16 protein-coding genes are annotated in these 15656 nt (G+C 61.5%); 3 read left to right on the top strand and 13 right to left on the bottom strand.

The window, feature by feature from the left end; translation table 11 throughout:
• Position 1: 1 nt before the first annotated feature.
• From CCE89_RS14265 to CCE89_RS14290, 6 genes are all read right to left on the bottom strand, one after another.
• Positions 2-520, bottom strand: a complete 519-nt coding sequence (locus CCE89_RS14265; RefSeq protein ID WP_086438704.1) for a hypothetical protein — start codon at positions 518-520, stop codon at positions 2-4.
• Between the two features lie 24 nt (positions 521-544).
• Complete coding sequence (locus tag CCE89_RS14270) at positions 545-1024, bottom strand: glutathione peroxidase (protein WP_086438705.1); 480 nt, start codon at positions 1022-1024, stop codon at positions 545-547.
• Positions 1021-1566, bottom strand: a complete 546-nt coding sequence (locus CCE89_RS14275; RefSeq protein WP_086438706.1) for a hypothetical protein — start codon at positions 1564-1566, stop codon at positions 1021-1023. The genes CCE89_RS14270 and CCE89_RS14275 overlap by 4 nt, the downstream gene beginning before the upstream one ends.
• A 98-nt stretch (positions 1567-1664) precedes the next feature.
• Positions 1665-1952: a hypothetical protein gene (locus tag CCE89_RS14280; RefSeq protein ID WP_086438707.1), complete on the bottom strand. Its 288-nt coding sequence runs from the start codon at positions 1950-1952 to the stop codon at positions 1665-1667.
• A 48-nt stretch (positions 1953-2000) separates the two neighbouring features.
• Positions 2001-2699, bottom strand: a complete 699-nt coding sequence (locus tag CCE89_RS14285; RefSeq protein ID WP_086438708.1) for an ABC transporter ATP-binding protein — start codon at positions 2697-2699, stop codon at positions 2001-2003.
• Positions 2692-3933 (bottom strand): lipoprotein-releasing ABC transporter permease subunit, encoded by a 1242-nt coding sequence (locus CCE89_RS14290; protein WP_086438709.1) that lies wholly within the window; start codon positions 3931-3933, stop codon positions 2692-2694. The genes CCE89_RS14285 and CCE89_RS14290 overlap by 8 nt, the downstream gene beginning before the upstream one ends.
• Before the next feature lie 200 nt (positions 3934-4133).
• Between CCE89_RS14290 and purF the strand changes: the two genes are divergently transcribed.
• From purF to CCE89_RS14305, 3 genes are all read left to right on the top strand, one after another.
• Entirely contained in the window at positions 4134-5606 is a 1473-nt protein-coding gene (purF, locus tag CCE89_RS14295; protein WP_086438710.1) for an amidophosphoribosyltransferase, read from the top strand.
• Between the two features lie 3 nt (positions 5607-5609).
• The gene (locus tag CCE89_RS14300; RefSeq protein ID WP_086438711.1) at positions 5610-6338 is read left to right on the top strand and encodes an SDR family NAD(P)-dependent oxidoreductase; all 729 of its coding nucleotides are present in this window, start codon (positions 5610-5612) and stop codon (positions 6336-6338) included.
• 135 nt (positions 6339-6473) lie between these two features.
• Positions 6474-6821 (top strand): PilZ domain-containing protein, encoded by a 348-nt coding sequence (locus tag CCE89_RS14305; RefSeq protein WP_086438836.1) that lies wholly within the window; start codon positions 6474-6476, stop codon positions 6819-6821.
• A gap of 28 nt (positions 6822-6849) precedes the next feature.
• Here CCE89_RS14305 and CCE89_RS14310 read toward each other — a convergent pair whose 3' ends face one another.
• The 7 genes from CCE89_RS14310 to CCE89_RS14340 all read right to left on the bottom strand — a co-directional run bounded on the left by CCE89_RS14310 (position 6850) and on the right by CCE89_RS14340 (position 15613).
• On the bottom strand, positions 6850-8040 hold the full coding sequence (locus CCE89_RS14310; RefSeq protein ID WP_086438837.1) for a serine hydrolase domain-containing protein: 1191 nt from the start codon (positions 8038-8040) through the stop codon (positions 6850-6852).
• Between the two features lie 13 nt (positions 8041-8053).
• Positions 8054-9298 carry an SAM-dependent methyltransferase gene (locus CCE89_RS14315; RefSeq protein WP_086438712.1) on the bottom strand — a complete coding sequence of 415 codons (1245 nt, stop codon included), beginning with the start codon at positions 9296-9298 and terminating at the stop codon, positions 8054-8056.
• Positions 9299-9341: 43 nt separating this feature from the next.
• Positions 9342-10733 carry a cryptochrome/photolyase family protein gene (locus CCE89_RS14320; RefSeq protein ID WP_086438838.1) on the bottom strand — a complete coding sequence of 464 codons (1392 nt, stop codon included), beginning with the start codon at positions 10731-10733 and terminating at the stop codon, positions 9342-9344.
• 111 nt (positions 10734-10844) lie between these two features.
• Positions 10845-11807 (bottom strand): metal-dependent hydrolase, encoded by a 963-nt coding sequence (locus tag CCE89_RS14325; protein WP_086438713.1) that lies wholly within the window; start codon positions 11805-11807, stop codon positions 10845-10847.
• Between the two features lie 82 nt (positions 11808-11889).
• A complete protein-coding gene (locus CCE89_RS14330) occupies positions 11890-12573 on the bottom strand; it encodes a hypothetical protein (RefSeq protein ID WP_086438714.1) in 684 nt (227 codons plus the stop codon).
• Positions 12574-12695: 122 nt separating this feature from the next.
• A complete protein-coding gene (locus CCE89_RS14335) occupies positions 12696-13742 on the bottom strand; it encodes a 2-oxoacid:ferredoxin oxidoreductase subunit beta (RefSeq protein WP_086438715.1) in 1047 nt (348 codons plus the stop codon).
• On the bottom strand, positions 13739-15613 hold the full coding sequence (locus CCE89_RS14340) for a 2-oxoacid:acceptor oxidoreductase subunit alpha (protein WP_086438716.1): 1875 nt from the start codon (positions 15611-15613) through the stop codon (positions 13739-13741). The genes CCE89_RS14335 and CCE89_RS14340 overlap by 4 nt, the downstream gene beginning before the upstream one ends.
• Positions 15614-15656 lie beyond the last annotated feature (43 nt).

Here is a 15656-nt window from a genome sequence, read left to right on the forward strand (position 1 = left end):
TTCAATTCTCCACAGGTTGAGGATAATTCTGCTGGAGCCATTGGAGACGTCGGCGATGCTCTCTCCATGGGCTGATCGAAAAGGCCTCTGCGATGGCCTGAAGGGTCGAAGCCATGGCATCCTCGCTTTCATCGCCGGTCTGATTCCGGTCGAGCAATCGGATCATTCCATCGAAGTCGTAAGCGAGCTGTTCGAGCACGAAGTATCCAACCTTCAACCCTAAACCGAGAAACTCGGGAAGATTGGCGCCGACGACGAGGTTAGGTCGATCAAACTGCATCGGCACGGTCATCACCACAGGCCAATTTTCCGGCGCAGTCATCTCGTTTGGGATCAGGCTGAAATGAACGCCATCTCCTCCGGTCGACGCAAACACGAGGGCGCTGCGCGGCTTCGCTTCATAAGGAGTTTGGTATCCCGAAGGCGCGAGCAACAGGCCCACTGCCTCTTGTGCGTCATCTTTCAGCCCCTTCAAAAGTACCCTCAGCCGCTCCAACCCTTCGTGTGCTGCGCTCTCCATTCGCCTTTGCTCGTCTAGCCGGACTTACAGCAGCTTCTCGATATCCTTCGCGATACTGGCCGGCTTGTCGGTCGAGCCGTAGCGCTTCACGACATTGCCATCTCGGTCGATCAGGAACTTGGTGAAGTTCCATTTGATCGCGGTGGTACCCAGGATGCCCTTGGCTTCCCCCTTCATCCAGTCGAACAGCGGCGAGGCATCGGGGCCGTTGACGTCGATTTTCTCCATCAGCGGGAAGGTGACGCCGAAATTGACCTTGCAGAACTCGTCGATCTCTTCGGCACTCCCCGGCTCCTGCGCCCCGAACTGGTTGCAGGGGAAGCCGAGCACTTCGAAGCCCTTGTCCTTGTATTTCTGGTAGAGCGCCTCGAGCCCGTCATACTGCGGTGTAAAGCCGCATTTGCTGGCGGTGTTGACCACCAGCAGGACGTTGCCCTTCTTGGTGGCGAGGTCGAGCTTTTCACCGCGATTGGTGGTGACGGTGAAATCGGCGATATCGGTCATTTGGCGGCATCCTGTTTCGGCTTGTAGATGAAGTCGAAACTCGTTTGCCACGAAAGGCCATGGTCCGTCGAGGCTTCTCCGTGCTGGCGCACGCTGTCATCCTCCCTCCTCTTGTAGGACATGCGGGTCAAAGCGTCTTGCCCGGCCCCCGCGCCATTGGGCCAATAGCCGGTCAGCACCATGGTGCCATCGACCACGCCGCCTTCGAAATAGACCGCGCCCGGCGCCTGTCCGACCCACTTCTGGTGCCAGCGCTGCGTCGCGACGTCATAGTGGTTAAGGCTGGTGCCGCCCTGCCCGCGCAGCGGCATCCAGCTTTCGATCACCGCGCAGCCATTGTGCTTGCGCTCGATCCGGCTGTCGGCGACCTTGGTTTCGAGATCGCGCGCGGCATAGACGTCCCACTCGCCGACCCAGAAATCGAAGCCCGCGTGCCCTTCGGTGTCGCATGCCGGTGGTGGGCTGGACGGCGGCGTAGGCGGCTGCGTTTGTACGGAAGCCGCCTGAAATATGGCAATGATAGCAGCAAGCGTGGTCGACATGGTCCCCCTCCTGATCTGAGGGGGACAAGGACTGGCCGACCAGCGCCCCGGATCAACTGCGCATCGGCCAATGCGCGATCAGCTTCGCCGAAATGCCCTTAGCTTTCGGCCTCGGCGGGGAAATCGTCACGCGTCGCAAGCATCGCGGCCTCGCTGGACGTATATTGGCGATCGCCTGCTTTCTGGATCACATATTTGCCGCGCTCTTCCTCAGGCAGGCGCGTCAAGTGACGGATCATCTCTGCGAAGGTGCCGCGGTTCAGCGCATTGGCACCATCGAAAACGCCCTGGCCGTCGTCTGCCCGGTGCAGTGAAGCACGGTCGTCCCAGGCCATGGGGCCCGATTTTTCAGGTGTGCCGTCGTAAGTACTTGGATGGTCGCTCATGATTTTCCTCCTTTGAAGAAGAAACGCAGGAGCGACCCGAAAGGTCCGCTATTCGAGCAAACCTTCGTGGAGCCGCACCACGCGGTCCATCTTGTTGGCGAGCCGCTCGTTATGCGTAGCGACAAGCGCCGCGCTGCCCTCGCCCCGGACAAGGTCGAGGAACTGGTTCAGCACCTTTTCGGAGGTTGCCTCGTCGAGGTTACCGGTCGGCTCGTCCGCCAGCACCAGAGTCGGCCGGTTGGCGAGAGCTCGGGCGACAGCGACGCGCTGCTGCTCGCCGCCCGAAAGCTGGCTGGGACGATGTTCGAGACGGTGCGCCAGGCCCAGCGCCCCGAGCAGATGCTCTGCCCGCTGATCGGCGATGGCGCGATCAACGCCGGCCACCATCTGCGGCATGACGACATTCTCGCGCGCGTTGAAATCGGGCAGCAAGTGGTGGAACTGGTAGACGAAGCCGAGATGTTCGCGGCGCACGCGCGTGCGCTCGTCCGATTCCATGTCCTCTGCCTGATTGCCCGCAATGGCGATCGAGCCTTCGAAACCGCCCTCAAGCAGGCCGACCGCTTGCAGCATGGTCGATTTGCCAGTGCCGGAAGGGCCGAGCAGCGCGACGATCTCGCCCGGCATGATGTCCAGATCGACCCCGCGCAGGACTTCGATCACGGTATCGCCCTGCTTGAAGCTGCGCTTCAATCCGCGGAGGCGCACGACCGGCGGCACGCCGGGAGTTGCAACAGCATCACTCATAGCGAAGCACCTGTACCGGATCGGTACTCGAAGCCTTGAAGGCGGGATACAGCGTGGCGAGGAAACTCAGCACCAGCGCCAGCAGCACGATCCCGATGATTTCGACCGGATCGACCCGGGCCGGCAGTTGCGAGAGGAAGCGAACCTCCGGATCCCACAGCTGCTGGCCTGTCACCGCCGCGATGATCTTTACGATCCCCTCGCGGAAATAAAGCACGATGAAGCCGAAGATCAGGCCCGCGACAGTGCCGATGGCTCCGACCGTGAAGCCGGTCGTAACGAAGATCTTGAGCAGGCTGCGCCGCGTCGCGCCCATGGTTCGCATGATGGCGATGTCGCGCGTCTTGGCGCGTACCAGCATGACGAGGCTGGAAAGGATATTGAAGGCGGCCACCAATACCATGAAGCTCAGCGCGAAGAACATTGCCACGCGTTCGACCTGCAAGGCCTCGAACAGCGAGGAATTGATCGTCTTCCAGTCGGCCACCACCGCCCTTCCCGCCACGGCTGCCTCGACAGGCGCGAGGATTTCGCCGACGTTGTCGGGATCGTCGACCGTGATCTCGATCATGGAAACCTTGTCGCCAAGGAGCAGCAGCGTCTGGGCATCCTCCATCGGCATGACAATGAACTTCTGGTCATAATCATAGATTCCGACCTCGAAAATCGCGGCGACCTGATATCCGACTTGTCGCATCGATGTGCCGAAAGGCGTTGAGCGCCCCTGCGGATTGATGATTGTTATGGTATCGCCGACCCTAGCGCCGATATTCTGCGCCAGGCGAGATCCGATCGCGACCGTGCCCGATCGCGGCTGGAGCTCGCCGATATTGCCCAGCAACACCTTGTCCGAAAGCGCGGCAATGTCGTCAGACGTGTTGCCCCGCACGAGGATACCCTCGACCCGGCCGTTGAAGGTGACGAGCAGCGGCTGTTCGATCAACGGTGAGGCATCGACTACACCCGGTGTCTGTTCGATCTCGGCAAGCACACTTTCCCAATCGTCGAGCCGTCCGCCATAAGCCTGGACGATCGCGTGACCGTTGAGTCCCACGATCTTGTCGAGCAGCTCCGCGCGAAAACCGTTCATCACGCTCATCACCACGACCAGCATGGCGACCGACAGCATGACGACGCCCACACTGATCCCCGCGACGAGCGCTATGAATGCCTCCCCCTTCCCGGGAAGGAGGTAGCGTTTCGCAATCATGCTTTCGAATGGAGAGAGGATCAAAACCCGGCTTCTTTGCTCATGCTATCCTGAACCCGCGCTGTAGGCAGCGCCCGTTGCCCGCGCAATCGCAAAACCCGCGCTATTCACGAAACAATTGTCCCGAAACATTGTGACAGCTGCCGGTTCGCCCCTTGTAATCGAGCCGTAACATCGCCATTGACCCCGGCAGGCACGGGGGCGAGCAGCGGACAGGCTTTGCCATGAATTCTAGCGATCATTTTCTGGACCTCGACGGCGACAAGCTGCGCGAGGAATGCGGCGTGTTTGGCGCGATCAACGCATCCGATGCGGCTGCGGCGACCGCACTGGGGCTACATGCGCTGCAACACCGAGGACAAGAGGCGGCGGGTATTACGAGCTTCGACGGCAAGGAGTTCTTCTCGCGCCGCGGGCTCGGCCATGTCGCGGAAAATTTCTCAACCTCCGAAGCGATTGCCGAACTGCCAGGTTTCATGGCGGCCGGCCACGTTCGATATTCGACAACGGGCGGTTCGGGCCTGAGGAACGTGCAGCCGCTCTTCGCTGATCTCGCATCCGGCGGATTCGCGGTCGCGCATAACGGCAATATCTCTAACGCACGCACCTTGCGGCATGAACTCGTCAACAAGGGTGCGATCTTCCAGTCGACCTCCGATACCGAGGTGATCATCCACCTCGTAGCGACGAGCCGCTATCCGACCATGATCGACCGGCTGGTCGATGCCCTGCGCCTCGTCGAGGGTGCCTACGCGCTGATCGTGATGACGCCGGAGGGAATGATCGGCTGCCGCGATCCGCTCGGCATTCGTCCGCTCGTCATGGGTCGAATGGGCGATGCAGTGGTCTTCGCCAGCGAGACAGTTGCATTCGATGTCGTAGGCGCTGAATTTGTGCGCGAAGTGGAGCCGGGCGAACTGATCCGCGTCGGCTTCGATGGAGAAATCGAGTCGATCCATCCCTTCGGCCAGCACAAGTCACGTCCCTGCATCTTTGAGCACGTCTATTTCAGCCGACCCGATTCGGTTTTCACGGGACGCCCCGTTTACGAGGCGCGCAAGGCGATCGGCGAACAGCTCGCTATCGAAAACCCTTGCGACGTCGACCTGGTCGTGCCTGTACCCGACAGCGGTGTCCCCGCGGCAATCGGATTCGCCCAGCAATCGGGTCTGCCCTTCGAGCTCGGCATCATCCGATCGCACTATGTCGGGCGCACTTTCATCCAGCCTTCGGACGGCGCACGCCATTCGAGCGTGAAGCGCAAGCACAACGCCAATCGCGGGCTCGTCGCCGGCAAACGGATCGTGTTGATCGACGATTCGATCGTGCGCGGAACCACTTCGATGAAGATCGTCGAGATGATGCGAGAAGCGGGCGCGAGCGAAGTGCACTTCCGCGTCGCGAGCCCGCCGACCGCCAACAGCTGCTATTACGGGGTCGACACGCCGGAACGCGCCAAGCTGCTCGCCGCGAGGATGGACGTTGAACCGATGCGTGAGTTCATCAAGGCCGACAGCCTTGCCTTCGTATCGATCGACGGGCTCTATCGCGCTGTCGGCGCCGAGGCGCGCAACAATTCCTGCCCGCAATTCTGCGACGCATGCTTCACCGGCGACTATCCGACGCGCCTGACCGATTTGACAGGCAGCCAAAACAAGGCCGCGCAGCTATCCTTTGCCGATCACAAGGCCGCCTGATTCATGACCGATAACAACAAACCACTCGAAGGGCGCCTTGCGCTCGTGACCGGCGCCAGCAAGGGGATTGGCGCTGCGACGGCAGAAGCTCTGGCGTCAGCGGGCGCACATGTCGTTCTGACGGCACGCGACGTCAAGAAACTGGAAGCCGTCGAAGATCGCATCCATGCCGCCGGCGGCAGTTCCACGATCGCTCCGCTCGATCTCGCCGAGGCCGATGGAGTCGCGCGCCTCGCATCGGCTGTTTCGGGGCGTTGGGACAAGCTCGATATCCTCGTTCTATCAGCAGCTTATTTGCCAAGCCTTACACCCGTTACACAGATCGACCCGAAGCAGTTCGGGCAGGCTCTGACGACCAATGTCATGGCGACACAGTCTCTGCTTGCAGGTTTCGATCCGATGCTGAAGCGTGCCGAGGCTGCGCGGATCATCGGTCTTACCAGCAGCGTCGGCGCTGGCCCGCGCGCCTATTGGGCGGCTTACGGCTCGACCAAGGCAGCCTTCGAAAATATTCTCGACAGTTACGCGCAAGAGGTTGAAAAACTTAGCGGTATCCGCGTCGCGATCGTCGATCCTGGCGCCACACGCACCGATATGCGTGCTCGCGCCTATCCGGGCGAAGATCCCGCGACGGTCAAGCCCGCCGAGGACGTCGCCAACCGCCTCGTCGCACTCGTCCAGGAGGACTTCCCGACCCGCCATCGCGAGCGTGTCGAAGCCGCGGATGGTTAACACCGCGCTAATTCTAATTCCTACCAATTTGGAAACGCGTTGACGCCAGAGTGGCTGATGACCGCGCAGGCGCGAAGCCTGCCGGCCTTGTTCGAGGGCAAGGTTCACACGATCGCACCATTCGGGAAAGACGCCATGCAGACAACCGACGACCGCTATCACATTGCTGCGCAGGAAGATCGCTGCGCACCGCGGACGAAGCTGACCATCCCGGCGTCGCTGCGCGCGTCTGGCGGACGCGCGTTCCAGAGCGTGGTGCATGACCTTTCGATCTCGGGCTTTTCGGCCGCGTCGATCAACCGCATGCACGAAGGCCAGCTCTGCTGGCTGACGTTGCCTGGGCTTGAATCGCTGCAGGCTCAGGTCGTGTGGTGGGACAACTGCATCGTCGGCTGCGCGTTTTCGGAGCTACTCAGCCCGATCGTGCATGACAACATCCTGCAGCGTTACAGCAGCACCGGAATCTATCGCAGCGCAATCTGATTGCGCCCTTCGGGTCGAAAAAGGCGCGTCAGTCGGCGAGTGCGATCGCTCCGACGAGTTCACCCCATTTCTGGCGGAAGTCGCTGCTGGTCGCTTTCGGCCAGTTGCTGACCACGGCCACCACGACGTTCTCTGCGGGGACGACCGTAATTGCTTGACCAAAGATACCCTGCGCGCCGTAATTGCCGCCGGGATAGGTCCACCACTGGTAGCCATAGCCGTAACCGGGCGCGCGCTCGCCAAAGCTCACTTGCGGCGCGGTTGCCTCGGCGAACCAGCCTTCGGGCACAACGTCACCGCCACCTTCCAGCGCGAACTGCCCCATGCGGGCATAGTCGGACAAGCGGATCGACAAACAGCACCCGCCGATGCTTCCGCCACGCGGGTCGCTCATCCAGAAGAGATCGCCTTCGAAACCGGCGGCATCGACGATCTTTTCCTTGGCATAGGTCGCGAGCGGTAGACCCACCGCGTTTTCGACTACCATGCCGATGAGATTGGTTTCGCCCGTCTTGTAAACCCATTTTTCGCCAGGTGCCGTCTCGCGATCGAGTTCCTTGAGTTGCGCCACCATCGCGTCGGCACCGTAGGAATTGATGAACTCCTGCATCTGCGCGACATCGCTGTTCGGATCGGTGTAATCCTCGTTCCAGGCAACGCCCGACGTCATCGTGGCAATCTGGCGCACCGTGACGCCATCATAGGCCGACCCTGCCAGGTCCGGCACGTATTTCGTCACCGGATCGTCGAGGCTGGTGATGAAACCGTCCTTCACCGCCGCGCCGAGCAGCGTCGAGGTGAAACTCTTGGCGACCGAGAAGCTGGTCCAGCGCTGTTCCGGCCCGAAGCCGAGCGCATATTCCTCGAAGCGGACCTTGCCATCCTCTAGCACCATTAGTCCGGCTACATTGCTGTCCGCCATAAACTCGCGGATCGCGGCGGTGACGCGTGGCGGGAGGCGCTCGCCTTCGGGAAGCGCGCGGGGATCGGCGGATGCCTTGACTTCGTGCCCGGCAAACCAGCTTTCCATGTCGCGGAAACGCGTGTTGCGCTGCTCGTCATTCCAGAACAGGACCTGCAGTTCGGACGGATCGCGCTCCGGCGGCGTCACAACTGTCACCGCGTTCGCGGCAGGAAGCGTCTCTACCGGTCCGGAGTAACTCGCCGTACATCCTGCCAGAGCCAGCGCCGCGACGGCGCATCCAAAAAACTGCCGCATTTTCATTCCTCTCTCAAACTTTCTTCACCAGCGTTACCTGGTGGACATCGATCGTACCGGCGCGAAACCCGCCTTCGCAATAATCGAGATAGTAGCGCCACAGCCGGACAAAGCGCTGGTCGAATCCCTCGGGCAGTTCGCCATTCTCGACAGTGCGGTCGAAGTTGGCGCGCCACTGGTTGAGCGTCCGGGCATAGTCGCGCCCGAAATCATGCTGGTCGTGCCATTCGAGGCCGCGATCTTCGGCCAGCTTGCGAAACTCGCTGGTGCGGATCAGCAGCCCGCCCGGGAAGATATAGGCCTGAATGAAGTCGGCGCTCTCGGCATATGCATCGAACAGGTCATCGGCCATCGAGATATACTGGATAGCCGCGCGCCCGCCGCTTTTGAGGTTACGCGCGACGCAATCCATGAAAGTCGGCCAGTATTCGCGCCCCAGCGCTTCGACCATTTCGACGCTGACGATGGCATCGAACTGGCCGGATGTGTCGCGATAGTCCTGCTTGAGAAAGGTAATCTGCGGGTCATGCTGCGCGCGTGCCCAGGCAAGTTGCTCGTCGGAGAGGCTGATCGCGGTGACCTGCGCCCCTCCCTCCTCGCTAAGATGATTGGCGAGCGATCCCCAACCGCATCCGATCTCCAGCACGGTCGCCGCATTACCGATCCGATCGGACAGCGACTGCCACTTGGCATGTTGCGCCTCCTCGAGGTCATCCGTTCCCTCGAACAGCGCCGAGGAATAGGTCATCGTCGGATCGAGCCATTCGGCGTAGAAATCATTGCCGAGGTCGTAATGCGCCTCGATATTGCGCTGCGAGCCAGCCTTGCTGTTGCGGTTGAAGCGATGGGCGAAATGCGCCGCCCAGCGAAATGGCCCTTTCGCGCGCCCTGTCTGACCTAGCGTGCGCGCATTATCGGCAAAGATCGCGAAGACCGGGACGAGATCGGGCGACGTCCACTCACCCGCTTCCCATGCCTGGTACCATCCGATCGAGCCGTTGGAGGCGAGGCGGAGCAGACCGCGCCAGTCCTTCAGATGCACCTCCGCCTCGAAACCGGGCGCGCGCCCGCCGAGCAACCGCGTCGTCCCGTCTGGCAGATGTCCAAGGATCGCGCCGCGCTCCAGTCCCTTGTCGACGAGGTCGAGTACTTTCTGGAAACCGGGGGCGACCATTCGCGCGAGCAGCCCGGGCGAGGACGCAAACCGCTCCCCCCCGCTGAGCAATTGATCGCCGCGATTTAGCCCCTGAGCAGTCATGCGCCCCCTCATACCCCCATCAGCAGAGGGGGCAAGCCGAGCGCTAGGATTTCATGGCGCGATAGGTTTCGAGGGCACGCTCGCGCGCTTCCTTGTGACCGATGATCTTCGAGGGGTAATCCTCGGGCTTGCAGCCGTGTTCCTCGGGGTCGTGGATCTTGTCATCCGGCAAGTTGGCAAGCTCGGGCACGTAGGTCCGGATATAGCCTGCCGCATCGAACTTCTCCGACTGGGTGAGCGGCGCCATGATCCGGCTGAACATGTTCGAATCGACGCCGGTACCCGCGACCCACTGCCAGTTCGTGCCGTTGGAGCCGTAATCGGCGTCAACGAGACAATCCCAGAACCAGCGTTCGCCATGTTTCCAGTCGATCAGCAGGTGCTTGATGAGGAAGCTCGCCGTGATCATCCGCACGCGGTTGTGCATCCAACCGGTCTGCCACAGCTGCCGCATTCCGGCATCGACGATCGGATAGCCGGTGCGGCCCTGCTGCCAGGCCTCGAGCTCTTCCTGGATCACGTGTCCGCGATTGGGATTGCGCCAGCCCATGTCGCTGTCCCACCCCTCGCGATAGCTTTCCTTGGCATAGGAAGGAAACTGGCAGATCACGTTCTGCGCGTAGTCGCGCCAGATCAGCTCTTTCTCGTAAGTCTTCCACCCCTCGCTGCGCTTGTCCTTGAACCGGTGCCAGATCTGGATCGGCGAGATTTCGCCCCAGTGGAGATGCGGCGACATCTGGCTGGTTTCATCGACCGAGGGGAGATTGCGGCCGTCCTCATATCTGTCGACTTCATCGTCCCACCAGTCGAGCCGTTCGTGCGCGGCGGCCTCGCCAACTTCCCAGAAGTCCGCAATGCCGGTCGCCCAGTTTGGCTTCGTCGGGAGAAGGTCCCAGTCTTCGAGACTGTCGCTCGCCGGCCATTCTTCAGGGGATGAGAGCGTTTCGGGCTCAGGCAGCTCGTCACGCGGCGGGAACTGCTCCTTCGTCGCCTTCGAAAACGGGGTGTAGATCTTGTAAGGGTCGCCCGAACCCGTGGTGATGTAACCCGGCGGGAAGAGGTAATTCCCGTCATAAAGCTGCAGGTCGAGTTCTTTGGCGAGCTTACCCTGTGCCTTGCGCCACCACGGCTCGTAATGGCGATTGGCGTGGACAGTCTCGGCCCCGACGGCGTTTGCCACCTTGGTGACCTCCTCAACAGCATCGCCGCGTCGCAGGACGATCCGCGAGTTGCGCGCGCCGAAACTCTTGGACAGGCTTTCGAGCGAGTGGTGCAGCCACCAGCGCGACGCGCCGCCATATTTGTGATCGCCCGCCGCCTCGTCATCGAGGACATAGACCGCGACCACCGGACCCTGTTGGGCGGCGGCATAGAGCGCGGGATTGTCGGCCATGCGCAGGTCGCGCCGCAGCCAAACGATTTGTGGTTTGGTCATTCGCCCCTCTTCGAAGTCATGCCAGACCAACGCCGTCATGCTGAACTTGTTTCAGCATAGCATCTCCACGCCATGCATGACGGTGGCGGAGCGAGTTATCCTGAAAAGAATTCAGGATGACGGTTCCGCTAGTGGTTCACATTTCACATTAGGCAGCGCGACGGAGAAGCGGTCCCGGGCGCGAGGGTCATAGAACCGCGCGTCGTGGAGTAACACTTCGCCATTTTCAGATCGCTCTAGAAGCGGCGTACGCGACCAGAACAGAAATGCTCGGGCCTGCGAATTGAGGTTGGCGATATCTTCGAGATTGCAGAAATAGGACAACTCAGGGTCGCCAAGTGTATACGCCTCCCCCGGCTCTTCAGACGGCCCGGAGTACTCCGGGACTATACGATAACGACCGTTATCCAATGGGATAATGATCTCGCGTTGCCAAAACGCGAAAGGCAACGGGCTTGCGATGGTCGGACCCACCGCACTCATATCCGTCATCCGCTCATGTGAATGGGTAATCGCCCCGTTCACCCCGATATACGCCAGCGCCACCGCGAGCGCGCTGCGTGCAGGTCGCCGCCACTCACCGCCCCGTTTCTCCCGACGCAGCGAGAACCACGTCGCAAGGCCCAACAGCGCCCACAGCCATACATCGATGATGAAGAGCGTGTCGCCGTAGAACCATTGCGACGAAAACGGCTCCAGCAGGCGGATGCCATAGACATTGAGCCAGTCGAGCGCCGGGTGCGTCAGGCAGCCGATAAAACTCAGCAGGTAAAGCCATTTGAAGTTCACCGGCAGGCGCGCCTCGGGCCGCTTGCCCCGTTTCGTCTGCCAACGGTCGAAGCCCCACAGCAGCCCGGCCAATATAAGCGGCAGCAGCACCAGCGCGGGCGGACCATGCGTGATCCCGCGGCGAAAGCCGAGATGCTCCACCCCGTCGAGCCAGAAGAAGCACGCCGCATCGACATCGGGGAGGTTCGCCCCGATGATCAGCGCCGGCATCGCCAGCCCTGTCTTCTTCTTGAGCCCCGCCTGCCCGATCAGCGCGCCGACAAGGCTGTGTGTCAGATTGTCCATTGATCGCGGGCTTTACCGCCTTTGCAGGCAAAGAAAAGGGCGACGCTGAAAACGCAGCCCGTCTCTTGCCTGATGACTGAACCTAGCCGGTGGTTTCCTGCGGGTCGAAGTTCTCGCCCCGACGCGCTGCGGTGAACTCGCGGCGGTCAAGATAGCTGTCGCCATCGATATCGTAATAGAAGAAGCTGTCTGCCGCCTTGTTGATTTCCTCGGTCTCAACATAGGGTGGCTTGGCATCGTTGGGCTCCGGCTCCGTCGGATCGAGCGGGATGGCCCAAATGGCGTATTCGGCCACCGAAAGGCGATTGCTGTCGTCGCGATCGAGGTAGCTCCATGTCATCGAAGCGCGCGTACGCATGTTGGTTTCGGAATCGCGCTCTGGCATGTCGTTGCTGGACGCTTCACCAGACGAAGCCATCGTATCGGTCGAGCTTCCCGACGCGCTGTCGCTGCCGCCGTCCGAAGGGGCCATCGCGCTGGCATTATCTTCGCGCTCGGAAGCCATGCTTTCCGCCGTATCCTGCTCGGCCATGATTTCGTCGCGATACTGACCGTATTCCTCGGCAGTCGCTTCCTCGTCAAACTGGTCGCGGCGGGCCTGTGCTTCTTCCGACAAGGTATAATCCCTGGTCATCGGATCATACTCGGTATCGTTGTCGACGATTTCGTCGATGTCATCGACAGGGGTATTCTCGACATCTTCCGAACCACATGCCGTAAGGGCGATGGCGGCACTCGAGGCGAGAATTAGCTTGGCAAATCTCATTGTAATATCTCCGTTTTCCTGCGCCACTTCGGGCGCATCAATTCATCCGATCAATGCATCGGAACGGAGATCGTTCAAAAAAAGGCGAGATCAGGCGGGCTGCAAAGCCCGCCCGAACTCCGTTACACGGGGTCCTGCGCGGTGCCGCTGACCGTCCAGGTCTGCCCGGTGCCGAGCAGCTTGGCGAGGTTCGCCTCCTTGCCCTTGGTCGCGCGCTCGCGTTCCTCGGCAACGGCGGTCTCGAAGGTCGGGCGCGGATCGTCGTAAAGCACGCCAAGCGCCATCGGGAACGGACCGAAGGGCATTTCGACCAGCATATGCGCGATTACGCGGTTGGTCGCATCGTGAACAAGCACGCCGGCCTCTTCCCAATTGTCCTCGGTCGCCTCGACAACCTTGAGGTTGAGCCCGTTACGGTCGAGCGCGATGCCCTTGTCCATGCCGGTCTTCGGATCGCCGAACAGCATCGGCTTGCCATGTTCGAGCCAGAGCTGGCGGTCGCCTGCACCCTTGGGCGCGGCGAAATCGTCGAACACGTCCTTGTTGTAGACGATGCAGTTCTGAAAAATCTCGATGAAGGCCGCGCCTTCATGCGCGTGGGCCGCCTTGAGCACATCGGGCAGGTTTTTCGACACGTCGAAGCCGCGGCCGACGAAACGCGCGCCTGCGCCCAAAGCGAAGGCTGCCGGATTGGCGGGACGGTCGAACGAACCGACCGGGGTCGATGGACTCTTCGTGCCTTCACGACTGGTGGGCGAGAACTGCCCCTTGGTCAGGCCGTAGATCTCGTTGTTGAACAGCATGATCTGCATGTTCACATTGCGGCGCAGCACATGCATCAGATGGTTGCCGCCGATCGAAAGACCGTCACCGTCGCCAGTCACCAGCCAGATATCGAGCTCGGGATTGGCGAGCTTTGCGCCCGTGGCGAAGGCAGGCGCACGACCGTGGATCGTGTGGAAGCCGTAGCTTTCGACGTAATAGGGAAAGCGGCTCGAACAGCCGATCCCGCTGATGAAGCAGGTCTTTGCCGGGTCCGCGCCGAGCTGGGGCAGCGTGCGCTGCACGGCCTTCAGGATCGCGTAGTCGCCGCAACCCGGGCACCAGCGTACTTCCTGGTCGGTTTCCCAATCCTTCAGCGTGGTTTCGATTTTTGTCATCTCGTTCATGACAGCGCCTCCTCGATGGCGGCTTCAAGCTCGTGAATGTAGAACGGCTGGCCGCTCGTCTTGGTGTAGGGCTGCGCATCGACCAGGAATTGATCACGCAGCAGCGTCTTGAACTGGCCGGTGTTCATTTCGGGCACCAGCACCTTGTCATAGCTCTTCAGCAGATCGCCGAGATTGCCGGGCATCGGCCAGATGTGGCGCACGTGGATCTGGCTGACGTCCAGCCCCTTGGCGCGGGCGCGGTTCACCGCCTGGTGAATCGGGCCATAGGTCGAGCCCCACCCGACGACCACGAGCTTGCCGCCCGCCTCGCCAACCGCGATCTCCTGATCGGGCACGGCGACGCCATCGACCTTGCCCTTGCGCAGGTCGGTCATCGTCTGGTGGTTCTCGGGTTCGTAACTGATGTTGCCGGTGAGCGAGTCTTTCTCGATCCCGCCGATGCGGTGCATCAATTCGGGCGTGCCCGGCTTGATCCAGGGTCGCGCGCCCTTGTCATCGCGCTTGTAGGGAAGCAGCGTCTCGCCATCGTCGCTGTTCTTGCTCTCAAGGAACGTGGCCGGGAACGGCTCGAAGCTTGCCGGGTCGGGCACTTTCCAAGGCTCGGCAGCATTGGCGATATAGCCATCGGTGAGCAGCATGACCGGGGTCATATACTGCGTCGCAATACGGCAGGCCTCGATCGCAACTTCGAATGCGTCGCCCGGGCTGCGCGCGGCGATGACCGGCATCGGCGCATCGCCGTTGCGGCCAAATACGGCCTGATAAAGGTCGGACTGCTCGGTCTTCGTCGGTAGGCCCGTCGACGGGCCACCGCGCTGCGAATTGACGATGACGAGCGGAAGCTCGGTCATGATCGCGAGGCCCATCGCCTCGCCCTTCAGCGCGATACCGGGGCCAGACGACGAGGTGACGCCAAGGCTGCCGGCATAGCTCGCACCGATGGCGGCGCAGATCGCGGCAATCTCGTCTTCAGCCTGGAAAGTCGTGACGTCATATTCCTTGAGCCGCGCGAGGTGGTGCAGGATCGCCGACGCAGGCGTGATCGGATAGCCGCCGAAGAACATTGGCAGTTCGGCCAGCTGCGCGCCCGCGACGAGCCCGAGCGAGACCGCTTCGGCGCCAGTGATCGTGCGGTAGAGGCCGGGTTCGCTCTCGACCGGCGGCAGGCTCGGTTGCTTGATCGGGGTCGAAAGTTCGGCAGTCTCGCCATAGGCATGGCCTGCGTTGAGCGCGGCAATGTTGGCTTCTGCGATTTCGGGCTTCGACTTGAACTTCGCCTTGAGCCAGTCCTGGATAGGCTCGCGCGGACGGTCGAACATCCACAGCGCAAGGCCCAGCGTCCACATGTTCTTGGAACGCAGCGCATCCTTGTTGCCGAGACCGAATGGCTTCACCGCCTCGATCGTCAGCGCGCTGATGTCGAAGGCGAGCAGGTCGTATTTTGCGAGGCTGCCGTCCTCGAGCGGATTGGTCTCGTATTTCGCCTTGTCGAGGTTGCGCTTGGTGAACTCACCCGTGTCGGCGATGATCAGCCCGCCCGGCTTCAAGGCAGACAGGTTCACCTTGAGCGCCGCCGGGTTCATCGCGACGAGCACATCGGGCGCGTCGCCCGCTGTATTGATCTCGCGACTGCCGAAATTGATCTGGAAAGCCGACACCCCGAAAAGCGTGCCTTGGGGAGCGCGAATTTCCGCCGGGAAATCGGGGAAAGTCGCCAGATCATTGCCGGCAAGCGCTGTCGAGAGCGTGAATTGCCCGCCTGTCAGCTGCATGCCGTCGCCACTGTCGCCCGCAAAGCGGACCACAACGGCATCGGGTTCTTGGGGGGATGCCTGTTCGGGCGTGTTGTCCACGGCTTGAGTAGCCATTCGCATTCCTTTTCGCGGCCCGGTCTTGTCCGGTGCCAGTCCA

It is taken from the genome of Altererythrobacter xiamenensis (genome assembly GCF_900177715.1).
Taxonomy (GTDB): domain Bacteria; phylum Pseudomonadota; class Alphaproteobacteria; order Sphingomonadales; family Sphingomonadaceae; genus Erythrobacter; species Erythrobacter xiamenensis.